This is a genomic window from Neorhizobium sp. IRS_2294 (assembly GCF_050500145.1).
Lineage (GTDB): Bacteria > Pseudomonadota > Alphaproteobacteria > Rhizobiales > Rhizobiaceae > Neorhizobium > Neorhizobium soli.
The window spans coordinates 560,442-582,893 of record NZ_CP191439.1 but is presented as its reverse complement, the minus strand read 5'-3'; the positions used below and the strand labels follow the sequence as shown (position 1 = coordinate 582,893).

17 protein-coding genes are annotated in these 22,452 nt (G+C 60.8%); 6 read left to right on the top strand and 11 right to left on the bottom strand.

Translation table 11 applies throughout. The annotated features are described in order from the left end of the window. Positions 1 to 91 precede the first annotated feature (91 nt). A complete protein-coding gene (locus ACQY1K_RS02805; RefSeq protein WP_430258245.1) occupies positions 92 to 2,068 on the bottom strand; it encodes an acetoacetate--CoA ligase in 1,977 nt (658 codons plus the stop codon). A 134-nt stretch (positions 2,069 to 2,202) separates the two neighbouring features. Here ACQY1K_RS02805 and ACQY1K_RS02800 point away from each other — a divergent pair, with 134 nt between their 5' ends. Beyond that, positions 2,203 to 4,086 carry an AsmA family protein gene (locus ACQY1K_RS02800; protein WP_430258244.1) on the top strand — a complete coding sequence of 628 codons (1,884 nt, stop codon included), beginning with the start codon at positions 2,203 to 2,205 and terminating at the stop codon, positions 4,084 to 4,086. A 16-nt stretch (positions 4,087 to 4,102) separates the two neighbouring features. Here the strand turns inward: ACQY1K_RS02800 and ACQY1K_RS02795 are convergent, their stop codons facing one another. The 7 genes from ACQY1K_RS02795 to ACQY1K_RS02765 all read right to left on the bottom strand — a co-directional run bounded on the left by ACQY1K_RS02795 (position 4,103) and on the right by ACQY1K_RS02765 (position 11,912). Next, complete coding sequence (locus ACQY1K_RS02795) at positions 4,103 to 4,921, bottom strand: ABC transporter permease (RefSeq protein ID WP_062453767.1); 819 nt, start codon at positions 4,919 to 4,921, stop codon at positions 4,103 to 4,105. A 1-nt stretch (position 4,922) separates the two neighbouring features. Further along, the gene (locus tag ACQY1K_RS02790; RefSeq protein ID WP_430258243.1) at positions 4,923 to 5,834 is read right to left on the bottom strand and encodes an ABC transporter permease subunit; all 912 of its coding nucleotides are present in this window, start codon (positions 5,832 to 5,834) and stop codon (positions 4,923 to 4,925) included. An 11-nt stretch (positions 5,835 to 5,845) separates the two neighbouring features. Continuing rightward, on the bottom strand, positions 5,846 to 7,003 hold the full coding sequence (locus ACQY1K_RS02785; protein ID WP_430258242.1) for an ABC transporter ATP-binding protein: 1,158 nt from the start codon (positions 7,001 to 7,003) through the stop codon (positions 5,846 to 5,848). A gap of 75 nt (positions 7,004 to 7,078) precedes the next feature. Beyond that, the gene (locus ACQY1K_RS02780; protein ID WP_430258241.1) at positions 7,079 to 8,176 is read right to left on the bottom strand and encodes a polyamine ABC transporter substrate-binding protein; all 1,098 of its coding nucleotides are present in this window, start codon (positions 8,174 to 8,176) and stop codon (positions 7,079 to 7,081) included. Between the two features lie 257 nt (positions 8,177 to 8,433). After that, positions 8,434 to 10,155: a methyl-accepting chemotaxis protein gene (locus ACQY1K_RS02775; RefSeq protein WP_249406466.1), complete on the bottom strand. Its 1,722-nt coding sequence runs from the start codon at positions 10,153 to 10,155 to the stop codon at positions 8,434 to 8,436. Between the two features lie 296 nt (positions 10,156 to 10,451). Beyond that, positions 10,452 to 10,586, bottom strand: coding sequence for a hypothetical protein (locus ACQY1K_RS02770; RefSeq protein ID WP_256413687.1), 135 nt, complete (start codon positions 10,584 to 10,586; stop codon positions 10,452 to 10,454). Positions 10,587 to 10,730: 144 nt separating this feature from the next. Beyond that, complete coding sequence (locus ACQY1K_RS02765; protein ID WP_430258240.1) at positions 10,731 to 11,912, bottom strand: NAD(P)/FAD-dependent oxidoreductase; 1,182 nt, start codon at positions 11,910 to 11,912, stop codon at positions 10,731 to 10,733. A 184-nt stretch (positions 11,913 to 12,096) separates the two neighbouring features. Here ACQY1K_RS02765 and ACQY1K_RS02760 point away from each other — a divergent pair, with 184 nt between their 5' ends. The 5 genes from ACQY1K_RS02760 to edd all read left to right on the top strand — a co-directional run bounded on the left by ACQY1K_RS02760 (position 12,097) and on the right by edd (position 19,032). After that, positions 12,097 to 13,536, top strand: a complete 1,440-nt coding sequence (locus tag ACQY1K_RS02760) for a glutamine synthetase family protein (RefSeq protein WP_184654052.1) — start codon at positions 12,097 to 12,099, stop codon at positions 13,534 to 13,536. A gap of 13 nt (positions 13,537 to 13,549) precedes the next feature. Continuing rightward, a complete protein-coding gene (locus ACQY1K_RS02755) occupies positions 13,550 to 14,839 on the top strand; it encodes an NAD(P)/FAD-dependent oxidoreductase (RefSeq protein ID WP_113109512.1) in 1,290 nt (429 codons plus the stop codon). Between the two features lie 96 nt (positions 14,840 to 14,935). Beyond that, entirely contained in the window at positions 14,936 to 16,408 is a 1,473-nt protein-coding gene (zwf, locus tag ACQY1K_RS02750) for a glucose-6-phosphate dehydrogenase (RefSeq protein ID WP_062453773.1), read from the top strand. Between the two features lie 7 nt (positions 16,409 to 16,415). Continuing rightward, positions 16,416 to 17,114 carry a 6-phosphogluconolactonase gene (gene pgl / locus ACQY1K_RS02745; RefSeq protein ID WP_430258239.1) on the top strand — a complete coding sequence of 233 codons (699 nt, stop codon included), beginning with the start codon at positions 16,416 to 16,418 and terminating at the stop codon, positions 17,112 to 17,114. Between the two features lie 100 nt (positions 17,115 to 17,214). Continuing rightward, positions 17,215 to 19,032, top strand: coding sequence for a phosphogluconate dehydratase (gene edd / locus ACQY1K_RS02740; protein WP_430258238.1), 1,818 nt, complete (start codon positions 17,215 to 17,217; stop codon positions 19,030 to 19,032). Between the two features lie 72 nt (positions 19,033 to 19,104). Here the strand turns inward: edd and ACQY1K_RS02735 are convergent, their stop codons facing one another. The 3 genes from ACQY1K_RS02735 to ACQY1K_RS02725 all read right to left on the bottom strand — a co-directional run bounded on the left by ACQY1K_RS02735 (position 19,105) and on the right by ACQY1K_RS02725 (position 22,434). Further along, on the bottom strand, positions 19,105 to 19,461 hold the full coding sequence (locus ACQY1K_RS02735) for a hypothetical protein (RefSeq protein WP_113109509.1): 357 nt from the start codon (positions 19,459 to 19,461) through the stop codon (positions 19,105 to 19,107). A 183-nt stretch (positions 19,462 to 19,644) separates the two neighbouring features. Beyond that, positions 19,645 to 20,733 carry an ABC transporter ATP-binding protein gene (locus ACQY1K_RS02730; protein WP_430258237.1) on the bottom strand — a complete coding sequence of 363 codons (1,089 nt, stop codon included), beginning with the start codon at positions 20,731 to 20,733 and terminating at the stop codon, positions 19,645 to 19,647. A gap of 33 nt (positions 20,734 to 20,766) precedes the next feature. After that, complete coding sequence (locus tag ACQY1K_RS02725) at positions 20,767 to 22,434, bottom strand: alpha-glucosidase family protein (RefSeq protein WP_184654057.1); 1,668 nt, start codon at positions 22,432 to 22,434, stop codon at positions 20,767 to 20,769. Positions 22,435 to 22,452: the final 18 nt, after the last annotated feature.

Below are 22,452 nucleotides of genomic sequence, written 5' to 3'. Positions count from 1 at the left end.
CGGGCGAGGCTTAACACGCCGTTAAAAACCAATACCAGTTCCGGCAATGCAGGAACGGCGACCCGCAATGGCACAGGGCACCTGATGGCCGTCAATTCCGCAACTCCGCGACATTGGCAAACAGCTCCAGTGCGTCCGGGTTGGCAAGCGCCTCCCGATTTCTGACCGGCCGATTGTGAACGATATCGCGCACGGCAAGTTCGACGATCTTGCCGGATTTGGTGCGGGGAATATCGGCGACCTGGACGATCTTTGCCGGCACGTGCCGTGGCGAGGCGCCTGCGCGAATACGCGCCTTGATCTCCCTGGTCAGTCGGTCGTCCAGCGTCAGTCCGTCCGCCAGCCGGACGAACAGCACGACGCGCACATCCTCGTCCCAGTCCTGGCCGATACAGATCGCTTCGGCGATCTCGTCCATCTGCTCCACCTGATTGTAGATCTCAGCCGTGCCGATCCGAACCCCGCCGGGATTAAGCGTCGCATCGGAACGGCCATGGATGACGATGCCGCCATGGGTCGTCCATTCGGCAAAATCGCCGTGGCACCAGATGTTGTCGAACCGCTCGAAATAGGCGGCACGGTATTTCTGGCCGTCGGGATCGTTCCAGAACATCAGCGGCATGGATGGGAATGCCTTGGTGCAGACGAGTTCGCCCTTTTCGCCACGCACCGGCTGGCCCTCGTCGTTCCAGACATCCACGGCAAGGCCGAGGCCCGGCCCCTGGATCTCGCCGCGCCAGACCGGTTTCAGCGGATTGCCCAGCACGAAGCAGGAGACGATGTCCGTGCCACCGGAGATGGAGGCGAGATGGACGTCGTTCTTGATGCCCTGATAGACGAAGGAAAAGCCTTCCGGTGACAGCGGCGAGCCCGTCGAGGTCACGAGGCGAAGGGTGGACAGATCGTGGCTCTGCGCAGGCACGATGCCGCTTTTGCGCACGGCGTCGATATATTTCGCGGACGTGCCGAAAACGGCGAACCGCTCCTGTTCTGCATAGTCAAACAGGATGTTGCCATCCGGAGCAAAGGGCGAACCGTCATAGAGGCAGAGTGTGGCGCCAACTGCGAGACCGGAGACCAGCCAGTTCCACATCATCCAGCCGCATGTGGTGAAATAGAACAGGTTTTCACCCGGCTCGATGCCGCAATGCAGCCGATGTTCCTTCACATGCTGGAGAAGCGTGCCGCCGGCCGAGTGGACGATGCATTTCGGGATGCCGGTCGTGCCTGACGAAAACAGGATGTAGAGCGGATGCGAGAACGGCAGCGGCTCGAATTCGACGGTCCGTGCCGTAAATGGCGCCAGGAAATCGGCAAGCGCGCGGCCGTCGGATAGGGTCTTTGCGAGCGGCGCGGCATTCTTGTCCTGCGACCCTGCATAGGGCACGACCAGAACCGGTACTCCGAGCGTCTTTGAAACCGCGTCGACCTTTGCCGACACATCCTGCAGTTTGCCGTTGTACCAGTAGCCATCGCAGGTGATGAACAGCTTTGGGCCGATCTGTCCGAACCGGTCCAGCACGCCCTGTTCACCGAAATCCGGTGAGCAGGAAGACCAGATTGCCCCGATAGAGGCTGCTGCCAGCATGCAGGCGATCGTTTCAGGCATATTCGGCATCATCGCGGCGATGCGATCTCCCCTGCCGATGCCGAGTGCGCGGTATGCCTGCTGAAGCCTTGACACCTCGCCCTGCAACCTTTCCCAGGACCAACGGTCCTTGACCTTGTCCTCGCCCCAGAAGACCAGAGCGTCCGAGGTCTTCGCGTCGGCTCCGCTGCCGGCAAGCAGGTTTTCGGCGAAGTTCAGGCGTGCATGGGGAAAGAAGCGGGCGGCGAGCATCTCGCCATCGTCGTCCAGGTAGACGTCGCCCTTGTCGCCCTTGACGCCGCAGAAATCCCAGACGGCGGACCAGAAATCGCCGCGCTGTTCGATCGACCAGCTGTGGAATGCGTCGTAATCCTCAAAACCGATTGAATACCGCTCGCTGCACCAGACGATGAAGCGGGCAAGCGGTGCTGTCCGCAACGTCTCCTCCGATGGCGACCAAAGCGGCTGCTGCTCACTCATGCAATTCTCCTCCTATGCCGTTCACAGGCGCGTCCCTGACCGTCTGTATATCATGCGATCGAAGGGGATAAAGCACTGGAGCGCGCGCTTGCTGCATTTGCGCGACGCCGGCATTTCCTATATTCGCGTGAGCCATGCCCAACGAGACAGACGGAAAGCTGCGCAGGACCTTCGGACGCCCCTTAGGGACGCGGACGCGCATCGCCTTGATCGTTCTGGTCTCGCTGCTGAGCCTCTTCGTCGCCTTCCAGCTCGCGGCACCCTTCCTTGTTTCGACCGTGCTGGTACGGGAACGGATGGAGCGCGCCGTCGAGGAATGGATCGGCCACGACGTGTCGATCGGCGGACAGCCGTCGCTTGCCTTCTGGCCGGAGCCGCGCATCACATTCTCCGATGTAATGGTTCGCAACATCGATCATGGCAAGAAAGGCATGCTTGGCAGCGTCCGTGAACTGTCGGCGTCGTTCGATCTTCTGGGCGCGCTGGTGGGACAGCCGGAATTCAAGGATTTCCACCTCAAGGACCCGCAGCTTTTCGTGCTGCGCAAACCGGATGGGCGACTGGACTGGACCAATGACGGATTGCTCAGCCGCGCCGTTCGCGCTGTCAAAAGCGATGGCACCGGTCAGTTGCTGGACAATTCGAATGATGCGCCGATCGGCGATGTCCTGATCGAGAACGGCACGCTTCAGATCACCAACGAAGAGGATGGCCGCATCGTCCGGGTCGACCGGATCGACAGCGAGATCGACTGGTCCTATCTTTCACGCAGCGCGAGCTTCAAGGGCCAGGCAACGATTGCCGGCCGCAGGGTCACGGCCGATATCACCTCGCGCCAGCCTCTGCTTCTGTTTTCGGGCCGCAGCAGTAGCACTTCGGGCTCAATCCAGTCGGACCTGTTCAACGCGAAATTCAGCGGCGTCGTCAACCTCGCGAGCCACGGCTTTTTATCCGGAGATGCCGAATTTGCAACGGCGGATGGCGCCAAAGCCATGCAGTGGATGGGGTTCGACCTGCCAGGCACGGAAAAGCTGAAGCAGCTCTCCGTGAAGGCGCGGCTGATCACTAACGATACAGCGATGCGGTTCGAAAGCCTGTCGCTCGGTATCGACGACTTCACGGCAAGCGGCATTCTGGACCTGACCATGCCGGCGGATGCGCCCCCGCGGCTGACGGGGACGCTCGCCCTCAACACCCGCGACGTGTTGCCGATGCTGGCCGAGATCGCGCCGCGACTTCTCGACAAAAGCGATCCCGCCGCAAGACTGCGCGACCGGCTCGAGCTGGATTTGAGGCTTTCCGCACAAAGCGTCGAAATCGGCACCTTCCAGCTCAGCGAAGTTGCCGTCGGCATCATGAATATCGGTGACCAGTCACGGATCGATATTCTCGACAGCGATTTCGAAAACGGACGACTGACCGGCCGCATCGCGACGATCAAGGACGGCGAGACCGGCGGCGTTGCCATAAGGCTCTCCGTGCAGGACGCCGACTTCGCCAGCGTGATCAGCCGGCTTGGCCTGACGGCCCCGCTACCCGGCGCCTCGGGCTCGCTCGAACTGGCGCTGGACGTGGCGCGACCGGTGACGGCGGAAACGCTGCGCAACGCCAAAGGATCGCTGCGCTTTCGTGCCGGCAGCGGAACTCTGCCCGGTGTGGACATGGCAGGCATAAGACGGCTGGCGACCCAAAAACCCTATTTCACGCTGAGCGAAGCAGGGACAGGACCTTACGAATTCCAGAGCGTCGATATTAACGTCACCGTCGCTGATGGTTTAGCCGATATCCGCAACGGGCTGATCGTTGGAACCAACGAGCGTATTACGCTCAACGGCATCGTGCCCTATGCCAATAACAGCCTCGCGCTTTCTGCCGGTGTGCTCACAGATTCGAGCGGAACAACCAGCGGGGACGCTGCCGCTGGTCGCCCGGATGCCACCCACTTTTTCATTGGGGGATCCTGGCAGAACCCGGTGATCTGGCCGGTCGTGAAGCCCGCGCCGAAGATCACCGAATGACGTACGCCCCGAAAGTTCAGCTGCCTGTCCGCAGCGCCATATGCTCGTCGCGGATGCGCCGGACCTCGGCGCGCTTGGTGCCGATCGAGGTGGCGATGACGCCGAGTGTCACCAGCGCGATCAGGATCGTGCAGATTGCGTTGATCTCCGGCGTCACACCGAGCCTCACCTGCGAATAGATCTTGATTGGCAGCGTGGTGGCACCTGGCCCAGTGTTGAAGCTTGCGATCACAAGGTCGTCCAGCGACAGGGTGAAGGCGAGCATCCAGCCGGAGATGACGGCGGGCAGGATCAGCGGCAGGGTAATCTGGAAGAACGTCTTGACCGGCGGGCAGCCGAGATCGAGCGCTGCCTCTTCCAGACTGCGATCGAAGGTCAGTAGCCGCGACTGAACGACGATCGCCACGTAGCACATGGTGAAGGTCGTGTGGGCGATGATGACAGTCCAGAACCCGCGATCGACACCGATCGCCACGAACAGAAGCAGCAGCGACAGGCCGGTGATGACCTCTGGCATGACCAGCGGCGCATAGATCATGCCGGAAAACAGCATCTTTCCCGGAAACTTCTGGTAGCGGACCAGCGTCAGCGCGGCCAGCGTGCCGAGGATGGTACCGAACGTGGCGCTCAACAGACCGACGCGGGCCGTGACCCAGGCGGCATCCATAAGACCCTGGTTCGACCACATCGAGACGTACCAGTTGAGCGAGAAGCCGCCCCAGACCGTGACGAGCCGCGAGGCGTTGAACGAGTAGACGACCAGAATGATGATGGGGATGTAGAGGAAGGCGAAGCCAAGCGTCAGGACGGTGGCATCAAGGCGGTTCTTTGTCATCTCACGCCACCTTCTTCTGCTGGTTCTGGAAGATGGCGATCGGCACGACCAGCATCAGGAGCAAGACCACTGCTACGGCCGAGGCAAGCGGCCAGTCGCGGTTGCTGAAGAACTCCGTCCACAGCGTCTTGCCGATCATCAGCGTATCGGCGCCGCCCAGCAGATCCGGGATGACGAATTCGCCTGTGATCGGGATGAAGCAGATCATCGAACCTGCGATCACACCCGGCAGCGACAGCGGGAAGGTGATTTTCCAGAACGCCTTCCACGGTGGGCAGCCCAGATCGTTGGCCGCTTCGAGCAGGGTATTGTCCATCTTTTCGAGCGCCGCATAGAGCGGCAGGACCATGAAGGGCAGATAAGAATAGACGATGCCGATAAAGACGGCCGTGTCGGTTCGGAAGATCTCCACCTGTTCGTCCGGTCCCATCAACCCGATCGTCTGCAAGGCGAGCGTCAGCAAACCGTCCGGCTTCAGGATGCCGATCCAGGCATAGACGCGGATGAGGAACGAGGTCCAGAACGGCAGGATGACCAGCATCAGCAGGATCGGCCGGACGGCATTGGGTGCCCGCGCCATGGCAAGCGCCATCGGATAGCCGATCAGCAGAAGCAGGATCGTCGAGATCGCCGCGATCCGCAGGGACGACATATAGGCCTGGAAGTAAAGCGGGTCCTCGGTCAGGAACAGGTAGTTCTCGATGTCCAGCTCGGAGACGAAATCGCTGAGGGCGCTCCAGCCGCCGAAGACCGGCGTATAAGGCGGCATGGCAATGGCCGTGTCCGACAGCGAGATCTTGAAGATGATCAGGAAGGGCGCGACGAAGAACAGCAGCAGCCAGAGATAGGGCACTGCGACGACCAGCCAGCGGGCCGGGTTGGCATGCGGATTGTCGGCTGTCGTATCGGCCATGATCGCGCTCCCTATCGTGTCAGCACAAGGCCGGCATCGCGTGACCAGGTCAGCCACACCATGTCGCCGAAGGTGATCGGCCGATCGACCAGGCGCGAGACGTTGGCCTGTGCGGCGCGGACGATACGGCCATCCTCCATCTTCACGAGAAACACCGAGAAGTCGCCGAGATAGCCGATGTCCCAGACTTCGCCATAGGCCGCATTGAGGGACATATCAGCGGGCTGTTCCTGAGAAATGCGCACCTTTTCCGGGCGGACCGCGTAGGCGACGTGATCTCCCTTGACGGCCTGGCATTCCTGTTCTGCGGCAACGCTAAGACCGTCGCTGTCGATCCGCACCAGACCGGGGGCGCCGAGCGCGCTATCGGTTTGCGTCACCGTGCCTTCGAGGATGTTGATATCGCCGATGAAGTCCGCCACGTAGCGGCTGTTCGGAGCCTCGTAGATTTCGGCCGGCGTTGCCACCTGCATGATGATGCCCTTGTCCATGACCGCGATACGGTCCGACACGGTCATCGCCTCTTCCTGGTCGTGGGTAACGATGAGGAAGGTGAGGCCCAGCGTCTGCTGGATATCCATCAGTTCGAACTGGGTTTCCTCGCGCAGCTTCTTGTCCAGCGCGCCGAGCGGTTCGTCGAGCAGCAGGACCTTCGGGCGCTTTGCGAGCGACCTTGCCAGCGCCACGCGCTGGCGCTGGCCGCCGGAAAGCTGTGCCGGCTTGCGCTTGGCGAACTGCTCCAGCTTGACCAGCTTCAGCATTTCCTCGACGCGGGTATCGATCTCGCCCTTGGCCAAATTGTCCTGCTTCAGGCCGAAGGCGATGTTCTTTTCGACCGACATATGGGGGAAGAGCGCGTAGGACTGAAACATCATGTTGGTCGGGCGCTTGTAGGGCGGAACACCGGAAATGTCCTTGCCCTGCAAAAGGATGCGGCCTTCCGTCGGCTCCTCGAAGCCTGCCAGCATCCGCATCAGCGTCGTCTTTCCGCAGCCGGACGGCCCGAGCAGCGAGAAGAATTCCCTCTCGTAGATATCGAGCGTCAGATTGTCGACGGCGGTAAAATTGCCGAAGCGCTTGGTGATGTTTTCAAAGCGGATGAAGGGCACCGACGCCGGATCGGTCCACGGAGAGAATTTTCGTTTTACCGGTCCGAGTGTTTTTGCCATCGCCTGCCCCGCCTGCCCTCAAGAAATATTGCCAGAAACAGATCGGGGCAGGTTTGCCTGCCCCGAAGCCGATGGTTACTTGCCGGTCTTGATCTGGGTCCAGAGCCGGTTCAGCACGCGCTGTTCCTTGGGTCCGTAAGGCGAGATCGTGAAGAGCTTCTTGGTGACCTCTTCGGTCGGGTAGACCGCCGGGTTTTCCAGGACTTCCTTGTCGATGAACTTCTGCGAGGCCAGGTTGCCGTTGGCATACTGAACATAGTTCGATGCCTTGGCGATCACTTCCGGCTTCATCAAGTAATTGATGAATTCATGCGCTTCGGCCACGTTCTTGGCATCGGCCGGGATCGCAAGGTTGTCGAACCACATATAGGTTCCTTCCTTGGGGATCGAGAACTCGATGTTGACGCCGTTCTTAGCTTCCTCGGCGCGGGTCTTTGCCTGCAGAATGTCGCCCGACCAGCCGATGGTGATGCAGATGTCGCCGTTGGCGAGATCATCGATATAGGACGAGGAGTTGAACGTCTTTGCCGAGGAGCGGATGTCGGAATAGACCTTTCCGCCCGCTTCGAGATCCTTCGTTTCCTTGCTGTCGGGATCCTTGCCGACATAGTTCATGCCGATCGCAAAGGTTTCGTCGGATGCGTCGAGGATGTTGACGCCGCAGGACTTGAGCTTTGCAGCATTTTCAGGCTTGAACAGCACGTCCCAGCTGTCGAGGGGCGTATCGCCGAGTGCCTTCTTGACCTTATCGACATTGTAGCCGATGCCGGTCGTGCCCCACATGTAGTTGACGGCGTATTCGTTGCCGGGATCGTATTTGGCAAGACGCGCCGAGATTTCCGGCCACAGGTTGGAAAGGTTGGGGATCTTGGACTTGTCGAGCTTCTGGAAGACGCCGGCCTGGATCTGGCGGGCGAGGAACGGGGCGGTCGGCACCACGACGTCGTAACCGGAGCCGCCGGCAAGCAGCTTGGTTTCCAGGATATCGTTGCTGTCAAAGACGTCGTAGACAACCTTGATGCCGGTTTCCTTGGTGAAGTCCTGCAGGATCGATTCATCGATGTAGTCGGACCAGTTGTAGACATGCACAGTGCGTTCCTGGGCGGAAACACCAGACACGCCGAAAGCGGTCGCAGCCAAAGCGGCGGCTATGCTGAGCAAATGGGCTTTCATCAATTCTCTCCTGTTGCAGCACCTGCAGCCACCGACCCTGCGCGGCAGGACGGTTCGCGCGAATTTCCCTATAATTTTGAGGAGAGTAGAAAGGAATTCCCCAGGCCACAAGGGGGAATGTGCAATGCAGCAGCGGTTACCGGAAATCGACGCCGCCTGAATCCATGCCCTTGTGCCAAGCCGAAATCGCAACCGGCTCATCGTTCACAAAAAAGGGCGGCCCGAAAGCCGCCCCTTGTCATTTCATCTTCCCGCGCTCAGGCTGCCCGGCTATCCTGACGGGCCATTGATCTCTGGCTGTCGATCTTGAACTGCTGGACGAGGCCGAGCAGCATATCCGCCTCTTCAGCAAGTCGACGGCTCGCCTCGCTGGTTTCGCCCACCATGGCACCGTTCTGCTGGGTCATCTGATCCATCTTGTTGACGGAGCTGTTGATGTCCTGAAGCGCTGCGGCCTGGTCGCGGCTGGCAGTGGCGATCGTATCGACATGCTTGCTGATGATGGTGATGTCGCTGCTGATCGTGGCCAGCACTTCGCCGGCTTCCTGCACCAGCGTCGATCCGGAATGGACCTCGTGGCTGGACTGGTCGATCAGGCCCTTGATTTCCTTGGCCGCATCGGCGGAGCGCTGGGCCAGTTCACGCACTTCCTGGGCGACGACCGCAAAGCCCTTGCCGGCATCCCCTGCCCGCGCGGCTTCGATGCCGGCGTTCAAGGCGAGGAGGTTGGTCTGGAAGGCGATGTCGTCGATGACATCGATGATCAGCTCGATCTTCTTGGACGCTTCCTCGATCTTGCCCATCGCTTCGACGGCATTGCGGACCACGGTGCCGGAACTGTCGGCGCTCTTCTTGGTCTGCGTCACGGCGTCATTGGCTTCACGAGCGCGTTCGGCAGACGAGCGCACGGTGACGGTGATCTCGTCCACGGCGGCTGCCGTCTCTTCGAGCGAAGCGGCCTGGCTTTCGGTGCGGCGTGACAGGTCCGTCGACGAGTGGCTGAGATCGGAGCTGCTCTTCTGGATCAAGAGCGTGCTGGTGCGGATATGCGTCATCGTTTCACGCAGCCGCAGGATCGAATTGTTGAAATCGGTCCGCAGGCCTTCAAGACGACCGGAGAACGGCGTGTCGATCGATGCGGACAGATCGCCCTGGGACAGACGCGACAAGGCCGATCCAAGCTGCGTGACGGCGTGCTCGATCTGGGCGTCGACATGCTGCTTTTCGGTATCGTTGCGATGGCGATCCGCTTCCGCCTCGGCACGCTCTGCGGCGCTGCGGCTTTCGATCAGCTGCTTTTCGCGGTCCTTATCGCGGAAAACCTCAAGGGCTCTGGCAATGTTGCCGAATTCGTTCGGCAGCTGGAGATAGGGGATCGCACTCTTGTTATCGCCCTGCGCAATGGCGCGGACGCTGCCGGTCAGCACGCCGAGCGGGCGCACGAGAGCCCGGATGGCGAAAAAGCTGAAGAAGCCGAGCACCAGAAGCGCGATCGCCGACGTGCCGATGAGGATATAAGCAGACGACGCGATATGGGCGAAATAGACTTCCATCGGAACACCGATGAAGAGGACGCCGGTGACTGCACCTGCGGCAGTGGTGATCGGGTAATACCCGGTCATGTAGTCCTTGCCGAACAGAACCGCGTTTCCGAAATAGGATTCGCTCTTGCCGAGCTTCGGCTGCGCCGGATGTTCGGGAGCAAGCTTCGTGCCGATGGCGCGCTCACCCTTTTCCGTCTTCACGTTGGTGGAGATGCGGACGTAGTCTGCGCCCTGCTTTTCAAAAATCGTTGCAACGCCGCCGATGGCAGCAGCGGCACGGTCGACCACGTCATGGCCTTTCAGAGCGCCTTCGCCCTGGAGAACCTTGTTGACGACTTCGTCGCGGATCTCGGTCTTCGCACCGGGCAGTTCCAGCTCATAAAGAAGCCCCAGCGTGCGCATCGCCTTATAGGCATCGGCACGTGCACTCGACATGACGTCGTTCCGAAGATTGACATAGGCAAGCCCGGAAAGAGTAGCCGCTGCCACGGAAACGAGAAAAAGGCAGAGGAGAACAATCCGGGATACAACGGATGAGGGGAGAAGCTTCTTGGTCAAAACAGGGCTCTTTCCAAAATGTGAGAGACACTGTTGTTTTTGACGGAGATATCTGAAGATTAGATAAATAGGAAATTGACGTAACTCAAGCGACCGACGTAGATCCAGAGCTACACCGACGCCGTTACTCGTCCACACATTCCTTGCCGCAGCAAGGCTGCGGGGAGACTACGTCAGAAGTAGAAAGGAACCGAAAGAAGAGCAACAGTTGCTCCAATCGCCATCGCCAGAAATCTTACGCGGATCAACTTTGCGTTATCCTGGGTCTTGGCAATAGCAATTGCACGGGCGCTGCGGGTCTTCTGCATAGGTATCCGACTCCACGATCTTGGTGATGGCCGCCGGAAGCCGGCGGGTACGCAGCCTATAGACCAAACAAATGGGCTGGCATTAAGGCAGCATCCTCCAGGCATATTAACAACACCTGAATCGAGCACAACTGGCATTTCTACCTAGAGGCTGTCTCCGCAAGCATAGCCGGAAGACCAGGCCCACTGGAAGTTATAGCCGCCAAGCCAGCCTGTAACGTCGACGCACTCGCCGATGAAATACAAGCCTGGCACGGCCTTGGCCTGCATCGTTTTGGAATCCAGTGCGGAAGTATCGATACCACCCAGCGTGACCTCGGCCGTGCGATATCCTTCCGAACCGGCGGGGCGGATCTTCCAGTCCTGGATCGATGCTGCAAGCCCTGTCAGCATCTTGTCGGAGAGATCGGCGAGATTGCCGGTGACGCCCCGGTTTTCGACGAAGTATTGGGCAAGACGCTTGGGCAGTATTTCGCAAAGCGCCGTCTGCGCCGCCTGTCTGCCGTTCGTCTTGCGGGCCGCCTTCAGTGCATCGCTGATTGAGGCATCCGGTTCGATCGACAGCGTGATGTCGTCACCCTCCCGCCAATAGGAGGAAATCTGCAGGATCGACGGGCCACTGAGGCCGCGATGGGTAAACAGCATGGCCTCGCGAAATCCCGTCCGGCCATGGCGCACTTCTGCAGGAACCGCGATCCCAGACAGCGGCGACAGTTTTTCGAGTGTGTTCTGATCGAAGGTCAGCGGCACGAGGCCGGGGCGCGTCTCGACCAGCTTGAGCCCGAACTGCGCCGCAATCTCGTAGGCAAAGCCCGTGGCGCCCATTTTCGGGATGGACTTGCCGCCCGTCGCCACCACCAGCGACCCGGCTTCGAACTGGCCGGCAGAGGTGGCCAGCCGATATCCGTCGGGCGATTTTTCGATGCCGTCGATCGCCGTCTGAAGCTTCAGGGACACTTTCGCGGCCGACATTTCCGCCAGCAGCATCGCGATGATGTCCTTGGCGCTGTTGTCGCAGAACAGTTGGCCGAGCGTCTTTTCATGCCAGGGAATCCGATGCTGTTCCACCAAGTCGAGGAAATCGCGGGCCGTGTAGCGGGCGAGTGCCGATTTGACGAAATGCGCGTTGCCGGAGAGGTAATGCTGGGGGGCCGCACCGATATTGGTAAAGTTGCAGCGGCCGCCGCCCGAGATGCGGATCTTTTCGCCAGGCGCCTTGGCATGATCGAGCACCAGCACCGAGCGACCACGCTGGCCGGCGCGGATGGCGCACATCATGCCGGCGGCACCGGCGCCCAACACGATCACATCGAATTTCTGTGCCAATGGTCATCCTCTCGTCATCGACTTGCTGTTTTCGATTGGAGCCTCCAAGTCAAGATGGCGGGGGCACAATAGCGAATTCAGCCTGCTCCTCGCCAAGAAGTCAGCGCGCTCTCAGCCAAAGAGTGTTCCCAAACATCATTCCATGGCTATGATGGGGCTCCGATCAACATGACCCCGGTGTGTTATGCCGCGCAAGAAATCATCCCCTGTCCTGGCAACCGGAACCGTGGCGAAAGCCGCGACAGCCCAGCCGACACTGACTTCGCTTCGCGGCGTTGCAGACTGGCGCGAGGCAGCCGCTTGGCTTCGGGCACGCGGGATCGAAGACATCGAATGCATCACGCCCGATCTAGCCGGCGTGCCGCGCGGCAAGATGATGCCCTCGTCGAAGTTTACCTCCAACACCTCGCTGGCGCTGCCTTCCGCGCTCTATCGCCATACCATCTCCGGTGAGTATCCCGACGAGACGGCAAACTTCCGCTATGAGCCGCGCGACAGCGATCTCAAGCTGATGCCTGATCTCTCGACGCTTGCCGTCGTGCCCTGGGAGAGCGACCCGACGGCGCAGGTGATCTGCGACATCGTCGACACCGATGGTCAGGCGGTGTCCTATACGCCGCGCAACGTTTTGAAGAATATCGTCAAGCTCTATAACGACCGCGGGTGGAAGCCCGTCGTGGCGCCGGAGATCGAGTTCTATCTGGTCGCCAAGAACGACGACCCGGATTATCCCCTGCATCCGCCGAAGGGCCGCTCCGGTCGGTCGATCCTCGGTGGACAGAGCTATTCGATTGCCGGCATCAACGAGTTCGACGAACTGATCGACGACATCTACCATTTCTCCGAAAAGCAGGGCCTCGAGATCGATACGCTGATCCACGAGGAAGGCCCGGCGCAGCTGGAAATCAACCTTCGCCACGGCGATCCGGTGGAACTGGCCGACCAGGTCTTCATGTTCAAGCGTACCATTCGCGAGGCGGCGCTGAAACACGGCATCTACGCAACCTTCATGGCAAAGCCGATGCAGGGCCAGGCGGGATCCGCGATGCATATCCACCAGTCGGTGGTGGAGATCGAGACCGGCAAGAACGTCTTTTCAAACGCCGACGGTTCGGCATCGGAGGAATTCTTCCACTTTATCGGCGGCATGCAGGCCTTCATTCCGAAGGCGCTGGTGATGATGGCGCCTTATGTGAATTCCTACCGGCGTCTGACGCCGGATATGGCGGCGCCCGTCAACTCCGCCTGGGGTTACGACAACCGCACCACGGCCTTTCGCGTACCGGTTTCGGACGCGAACTCGCGGCGTGTCGAGAACCGCTTGCCGAGCTCCGATGCAAATCCGTATCTGGCGCTTGCGGCCTCTCTCGGCTGCGGCCTGCTCGGCATCAAAAACAGGCTCGACCCGACACCGCCGACGGAAGATTCCGCCAACGAAGGCGAGATCGACCTGCCGCGCGACCTTCTGAAGGCTGTCTCGCTCTTGGAGGAGGAGCCGGCGCTTGCGGAAGTGTTCAGCAAGGAATTCATCGGCCTTTATGCCGGCGTGAAGCGCGGCGAATTCGAGACGTTCATGCAGGTGATCAGCCCTTGGGAACGGGAATTCCTGCTCCTCAACGTGTGAGGGAAAAGGTATCTTGGACAATTGGCAGAGCCCCATCGCCTCGGGCATTTCTTGGTATCAGGCAAGCGTTGGCGACCGGGCGACCTACCCTCCCCTCGACGGCTCGAAGAGCGTTGACGTTGCCATCATCGGCGGCGGCTATACCGGGCTTCAGGCCGCCTACACGCTGGCGAAAGCCGGCACGTCGGTGGTGCTGATCGAGGCCGCGCATTTTGGCGATGGCGCATCGGGACGCAATGGCGGACAGTTGGGCACCGGCCAGCGCTCATGGCCGGAAGAGATCGAGGAAAAGCTGGGTTTCGAGCGCTCGAAAGCGCTGTTCGACATGGCCGAGGGCGCCAAGCGCTATCTGATGGATTTCGCGTCCGCCCACGGCATCGACATGGAATACGTGCCGGGACAGCTGAACGTTGCCCACAAGCGGGGATACGAGCGATATTACCAGGCCAATGCCGCAATCGCGGCCGAGCGCTACGGCTATCCGCATGTGACGTTCATGGGCGCGGAGGAAACCGCCGAGCGGGTCGGCACGACCGACTACCATTGCGGCGTGCGCGACATGGGAACCGGCCATATCCATCCGCTGAAGCTCCTGATCGGACTGGCACGGGTGGCGCATGACGCAGGCGCTGCGATCCACGAGGAAACGCCGGCAACCAGGATCACGCAGTCCGGCGGCAAGACGCTCATCGAGACGCCGCGCGGCACGATTTCGGCCGCTCGGGTGCTGCTTGCCACCAACGCCTATATCGGCAATCTCGAACCGGTGACCGGCGCGCATATCATGCCGATCGGATCCTTTATCGCGGCAACCGAACCGCTCGACGAGTTTCCGCAGGTCATTCCCGGTGGCGAGGCCGTCTGCGACAGCCGTTTCGTGGTGCGCTACTTCCGCAAGTCGCTGGACAACCGGCTGTTGTTCGGTGGCCGCGAGGTCTACACGTCGAGCAATCCGAAGGACACGGCCGAGGCCATCCGCCGCCAGATCGTCGATACCTATCCGGCGCTGAAGGATGTCCAGATCACCCATGCCTGGGGCGGCAATGTCGGGATTACCCTGCCGCGGCATCCGTTCGTTCGCGAGGTGATGCCGGGCGTCACATCGATCGGTGGCTATTCCGGTCATGGCGTGATGCTGTCGAATTATTGCGGCAAACTCTACGCCGATATGGTCCTGGGAAATCGCACCGAGCTCGATTGTCTGCGGGACCTCGACATACCGTCCTTCCCCGGCGGGCGGCGCATGCGAAGCCCTCTTCTGTTCCTCGCGCTGACTTGGTTTGCGCTCAGAGACAGGATGTGAGACGCCTCCCCTACCGCCCAGTTGCGATTTCGGGCTAGCGTTTTTAAATCGATTAGAATATGTGTTCCACCAACTATGCGAGATGAAAGAATAGCGATGAGCAGCCAGATCATCCCAGTCGAGCCGTTTGATTGCGTCGTTTTCGGCGGCACCGGCGACCTTGCGGAGCGCAAGCTTCTGCCGGCCCTCTACCATCGTCAGATCGAAGGCCATTTCACCGAACCAACCCGAATCATCGGCGCATCGCGCAGCGCGCTTTCGCACGACGACTACCGCAAGTTCGCCCAGGACGCCCTCAAGGAGCATCTCAAGAAGGGTGAATACGACGAGGCGGAAGTCGAGAAGTTCTGCAAGCGTCTCTATTACGTGTCCGTCGATGCGAAATCGGAAGGCGGATGGGCCGAGCTGAAGAAGCTGCTCGACGAGGGCAAGGACCGCGTCCGCGTGTTCTATCTCGCCGTCGCGCCTGGAATTTTCGGTGCCATTTCCGAAAAAATCCGCGATCACAAGATGATCACCAAGCAGACCCGTATCGTCGTCGAAAAGCCGATCGGCCGCGACCTTGCGTCAGCGCTGGCGCTCAACGACCAGATCGGCAAGGTCTTCCCGGAAGAACAGATCTTCCGCATCGACCACTACCTCGGCAAGGAAACCGTGCAGAACCTGATGGCGCTGCGGTTTGCCAACGCGCTCTATGAGCCGCTGTGGAACGCCAACCATATCGACCACGTGCAAATCACCGTTGCCGAAGCGGTGGGCCTCGAAGGTCGCGCGGGTTACTACGATACGGCGGGTGCACTGCGCGACATGGTGCAGAACCACATCATGCAGCTCGTGTGCCTTGTGGCGATGGAAGTCCCATCGTCGATGGACCAGGAAGCCGTTCGCGACGAAAAGCTGAAAGTGCTGCGTGCGCTGAAGCCGATCAACGAATCCAACGTTCAGCAGATGACGGTGCGGGGCCAGTACCGCGCCGGCGCTTCGGCAGGCGGCGCCGTCAAAGGCTATCTGGAAGAGCTGGAAGGCGGAGTTTCCAACACCGAGACCTTCGTTGCCATCAAGGCCGAAATCGGCAACTGGCGCTGGGCCGGCGTTCCCTTCTACATCCGCACCGGCAAGCGCCTTGCGAGCCGCATGTCGGAAATCGTCATCACCTTCAAGCCGATCCCGCACAATATCTTCGATGCGAGCGCTGGCCGGATTGCAGCCAACCAGCTGATCATCCGCCTGCAGCCGGACGAAGGCGTCAAGCAGTCCCTGATGATCAAGGACCCGGGTCCGGGCGGCATGCGCCTGCGCGAAGTGTCGCTGGACATGAGCTTTGCTGCTGCCTTCAACGTGCGCAACCCGGATGCCTACGAGCGTCTTCTGATGGACACGATCCGTTCCAACCAGACGCTGTTCATGCGTCGCGACGAAGTGGAAGCCGCATGGCGCTGGGTCGACCCGATCCTCAAGGGTTGGGAAGCCGCCGGCCAGCAGGTTCAGGGCTATACGGCCGGAACCTGGGGACCGAGCCAGGCGATTGCCCTGATCGAGCGCGACGGTCGCACGTGGCACGAGACCTGAGGTAGCCATGACCTATACGAAACACGAATATTCTGACGGCGCGGCTCTGGCAGCCGCGCTTGCCGACGAGGTGGCAAGCCGCCTCGCCGCAGCGATCTACGCACGCGATTCCGCCTGCATCGCGGTTTCGGGCGGCTCCACGCCGAAGAAATTCTTCGAGGAGCTTTCGAAGCGCGAGCTTGCCTGGGACAAGGTGAAGGTGACGCTGGTCGACGAGCGCTTCGTGCCCGCCGACAACGAGCGCTCCAACCATCTCCTGGTTGCCAAGCATCTTTTGGCGAACAATGCGGCGGCGGCAACCTTCGTGCCGCTCTATTACGAAGCGCCCTCGATCGAGGATGCGGCCGTGATTGCGACAAAGGCAACGGCTGCGCTCGACAAGCCGTTCGACGTCGTGATCCTTGGCATGGGTGGAGACGGGCACACCGCCTCGTTCTTCCCGCATGGCAACAATCTGGAGCAGGCGCTCGACCTTACCGGTCTTTGCCGCGTCATGACGATGAAAGCGGAAGGGGCCGGCGAAGAGCGGTTGACCTTCTCCTTCTCCAGCCTTTCGGATGCCCGCTTTCTGGCGCTGCATATAGAGGGACAGGGCAAGAAGGACGTGCTGGAAAAGGCGATCGCCGGATCCGACGAGACCGAAATGCCAGTCCGTGCGGTTCTGAACCGTGCCGCATCGCCACTCGACATTTACTGGGCGCCGTAACACGCGCCTCACCTGGCGGCCGCTTCTTGAGGGGCCGAAGCAGTAACACCAGCGATCCCGGCACTCTCCTAGACCGGGATCGACCCAAGGAGGATGAACCATGGGCGCCCATTCCGGCATCGAGGCGATCACCGCCCGTATCGTTGAACGATCGAAACCGCATCGTGAGGCCTATATCGACCGGGTGCGCCGCGCCGCATCGCGCGGGCCACATCGCACCACCCTGTCCTGCGGTAACCTTGCACACGGCTTCGCGGTCTGTTCCCCCGCCGAGAAGGACGCGCTCGCAGGAGACGTCGTTCCGAACCTCGGCATCATCACCTCCTATAACGACATGCTTTCGGCCCACCAGCCCTACGAGACCTTCCCCGCGATCATCCGCGAGGCGGCACGCGCAGCCGGCGGCATCGCCCAGGTTGCCGGTGGCGTTCCGGCTATGTGCGACGGCGTCACGCAGGGGCAGCCCGGCATGGAGCTTTCGCTGTTTTCCCGCGATGCAATTGCCATGTCAGCCGGTATCGGCCTGTCGCACAACATGTTCGATGCGGCCGTCTATCTCGGCATCTGCGACAAGATCGTGCCGGGCCTGGTGATCGCGGCCCTGTCCTTCGGACATCTGCCGGCAGTGTTCATTCCGGCTGGACCGATGACGACGGGCCTGCCCAACGACGAGAAGTCGCGCATTCGCCAGCTTTATGCGGAAGGCAAGGTCGGCCGCGCCGAACTGCTGGAAGCGGAATCCAAGTCCTATCACGGCCCGGGCACCTGCACGTTCTACGGCACGGCCAACTCGAACCAGATGCTGATGGAGATCATGGGCTTCCATATGCCCGGCGCCTCCTTCGTCAATCCGGGCACGCCGCTTCGCGAAGCACTGACGCGCGAGGCCGTCAAGCGGGCGCTCGCCATCACCGCACTCGGCAACGAGTTCACGCCGGCGGGCGAGATGATCGACGAACGCTCGATCGTCAACGGCGTCGTCGGCCTGCATGCGACCGGCGGCTCCACGAACCACACGATGCATATCGTGGCGATGGCGCGTGCCGCCGGCATCCACCTGACCTGGGAAGATATTTCGGAACTGTCCGACATCGTTCCGCTGCTGGCCCGCGTCTATCCGAACGGACTGGCCGACGTGAACCATTTTCACGCAGCCGGCGGCATGGGTTTCCTCATCCGCGAGCTTTTGAAGACAGGCATGGTGCATGACGACGTGCGCACCGTGTTCGGCCACGGGCTCGAGGCCTATACGGTGGAAGCCAAGCTCGACGAGAAGGGCCTCGTGGAGCGCCATACGGTGCCGCAGACAAGTGGCGACCCGAAGGTTCTGGCGCAGATCGAAACGCCGTTCCAGCCGACCGGCGGCCTGAAGATGCTGACCGGCAATATCGGCAAGGGCGTCATCAAGATTTCGGCCGTGAAGCCGGAGCGACATATCATCGAGGCGCCGGCCATCGTGTTCCACGACCAGCAGGAACTGCAGGACGCGTTCAAGCGCGGCGACCTGAACCGTGACTTCATCGCCGTCGTGCGCTTCCAGGGACCGCAGGCGAACGGCATGCCCGAGTTGCACCGTCTGACGCCGCCGCTCGGCGTGCTGCAGGACCGCGGCTTCAAGGTGGCGCTTCTCACCGACGGGCGCATGTCCGGCGCATCGGGCAAGGTGCCGGCCGCCATCCACATGACGCCGGAAGCCTGCGATGGCGGGGCGATCGCCAAGATCCAGAACGGCGACATGATCCGTCTCGACGCGGTGGCAGGCACGCTGGAGGTTCTGGTAGATGCCGCCGAATTCGACGCACGCCTGCCTGCCACGGCCGACCTTTCCGAAAACGAATTCGGCATGGGCCGCGAACTCTTCACCGCCTTCCGCCGCAATGTCGGCCGTGCCGAGCACGGCGCCAGCGTGTTTTCCTGAAATAACAAAGGGCGGCCTTGAGCCGCCCTTTCAAGAACTCCGACAGTGCCCGCGGTCCTTGGACCGGTGGATTTACCAGGCCCGGAGATCGATCGTCATGTCGCGGTGGTTCGGATGCGTCGAGAAGACGAAGATGCGGTTCATCTCCTTCTTCGTCAGCATCTTTAGAAAGCGAACCTGAATGGTGTTGTTGGTGTTGACCCGCATCAGGATGCAGCCGACCTTGGAGATGCGGGCGTCCGGGATGTCGAGATAGAATTGCTTGGGCAGGTGGTACTGGGTGATGATGCCGAGAACCGCTTCGGTTTCGGATATCTGCAGAACGTCGCAGCGGCGCTGCGCCATGTTCATCACGCCGTTTTCGGTGTACTCGATGCGGGCTGCGTTCATCGTGTCATGCATCTTGAACCGCGCTTCGCGGTCGTACATGAACGACTCTTCCTTATTCAGAAAATGGCTTTTTCCAATGGGGGCCGCGGTCACGACAGTGTCTCCTATTCCAATGTCAAAAGAGTAGGGCCTGAAGTTTAACAGAGCGTTGGAATTTCAAACGCGGCCCGAATCGGAGCATTAGTCACAAAATTCCGGTAAATGTAAAGTTATCCCGATCCGTCAGCGGCGATAGGTCTGGCCGTCCGCGTCGAAGAGATGCAGCTTCTGCGGATCGGCTGAAAAACGCATCGTGTCGCCTCTTTTCACGTCGATGATCCCAGGCAGTTTGGCGATGATCGGCTCCTTGGCCGACAAGCCTTCGATGTAGAGGAGCGTCACCTCCCCGAGCGCCTCGACGATGGAGACCTTGCCTTCGAAGAGATAATCCTCGCCGGTCGCGATGGTCAGATCTTCCGGCCGGACGCCGAAGCTTGCGCTCTTGCCGTTCGCGCCGGTTTCGGTCGAGATCGGTACGATGACCGACTTTCCGTCGACAAGCGAAACGGTGGTCACAGCGCCGGTTCCCTTGACGGTGACGGGCATGATGTTCATCGCCGGCGAGCCGATGAAGCGCGCGACAAAGAGGTTTTTGGGGCGCTCATAGAGTTCGAGCGGTGGCCCCACCTGTTCGATGCGGCCGGCCGACAGCACGACGATCCGGTCAGCGAGCGTCATCGCCTCCACCTGATCGTGGGTGACGTAGATCATCGTCGTGTCCGGCATCTGCTCCTTGAGCCGGGCAATCTCGATGCGGGTCGCGACGCGGAGAGCTGCGTCGAGGTTGGACAGTGGCTCATCGAACAGAAAGACTTTCGGGTCACGGCAGATCGCCCGGCCAATCGCCACGCGCTGGCGCTGGCCGCCCGAGAGCGCTTTCGGCAGGCGGTCGAGATAGGGCGTCAGTTGAAGGATATCGGCGGCCGCACGAACCCGTCGGTCAATCTCCTCCTTGCTTTCCTTGGCGATCCGCATGCCGAAGGCCATGTTGTCGTAGACGGTCATATGCGGATAAAGCGCATAGGACTGGAACACCATGGCGATGCCGCGGCGCGAAGGCGGAACGTCGTTGACCACCTGACCATCGATGAGCATCTCGCCGCCGGTGATCGTCTCGAGCCCGGAGATCATCCGCAGCAGCGTGGACTTGCCGCAGCCAGACGGGCCGACAAACACCACGAACTCGCCCTGCGCAATGTCCAGGTCGATGCCGTGCAGCACCTTCACCTGGCCATAGGACTTGCGGATATCCTTCAGTACGACACCGGTCATGACGTGATCCTCCCCGTTACCCTTTGTTGTCTCTTACGTGTGGCGAGCGAAATACGCCCCCCAAGGTGGCAGCTCGACACGATTGCCTTCGACACGGCTGTCAAAACCGTGGCCAACGAGCATGTCCCACTGACCGATCGGCAGGTCGGTCGCGACCTCGCCCGCACTCATGTTGAACAGGCAGAGCAGGGTCTCGTTGCCGTATTGGCGTTTGTAGCCCAGCACCGTGTCATCGACCGGAAGAGACATGAACTGCCCCTTGCTCAGGGCCGGATGCAGTTTGCGGAAGGCGAGAAAGCGGCGATACTGCTCCAGCACCGAAGCCGGATCGCCATACTGGGCGCCAACGGCTTTCAGCTGGTGTTCGACCGGGATCGGCAACCATGTCTTTTCGGCCGTCGAAAAGCCGGCCTGAAGCGCCTGGGCATCCCAGACCATCGGCGTGCGGCAGCCGTCGCGGCCCTTGAATTCCGGCCAGAACTGAATGCCGTAGGGATCGCGCAGGTCGGCATAGGCGATATCGGCCTCGGTCAGGCCCAGTTCTTCCCCCTGATAGATGCAGACGGAGCCGCGCTGGGTCAAAAGAATGGCCGAGAGCATTTTTGCGTAGGCTTCACGGTCGAGCACGTCCATGCCCCAGCGGCTGACATGGCGCACCACGTCGTGGTTGGAAAACGCCCAGCAGGCCCAGCCCTCAGGCGCGGCCTCGGAAAAGGCGGTCTGCACTTCGGCCACGCGGGCGGGCGTCAGAGCGTCGGGCGCCAGGAATTCGAAGGCGTAGCACATCTGCATCTTGTCATCGCCGGACGTATATTCGCCGACGATCTCAAGGCCTCGCTGACTGTCGCCCACTTCGCCGACGGCAGCGATTGCCGGGAATTCGTCGAGAACGGCGCGGAAGCGCTTCAGGAACGCGATATTTTCCGGCCGGTTCTTGTCGTAGATGTGTTCCTGGAAATTGTAGGGGTTCACGGCGGGCGCCGTCGACGCGTTGCGGCGCGAGGGATCGAGCGCCGGATTGTCGCGCAATTGCTTGTCGTGGAAGTAGAAGTTGATCGTATCGAGGCGGAAGCCATCGACGCCGCGGTTCAACCAGAAGCGCGTCATGTCCAGCAGCGCATCCTGAACCTCGGCATTGTGCAGGTTGAGATCCGGCTGCGAGGTGAGGAAGTTGTGCATGTAATATTGCATGCGGGTCGGATCCCAGTGCCAGGCCGAACCGCCAAAGATCGACAGCCAGTTGCAGGGCGGCGTGCCGTCGGGCTTCGCGTCTGCCCAGACATACCAGTCGGCCTTGGGATTGTAGCGCGAGGAACGGCTTTCGATGAACCACGAATGCTGATCCGACGAATGCGACATGACGAGATCGATCATCACCTTGAGGCCAAGGCGATGGGCTTCCGCGATCAGGCCATCGAAATCCGAAAGCGTGCCGAACATCGGATCGACATCGGAATAATTGGCGACGTCATAGCCGAAGTCCTTCATCGGCGACGGAAAGAACGGCGAGATCCAGATGGCGTCGGCACCAAGCGCTGCGATATGCGGCAGGCGCGCGGAAATGCCCTTCAGGTCACCGATACCGTCACCGTTGCTATCCTGGAACGAGCGGGGATAGATCTGGTAAATGACGGCGCCACGCCACCAGTCCCGATCCTTTGCTGCGTCCGTTGCTCCGGAGACTTCCGCCGAACTTGTCATCCACTATCCCTGTTGGTT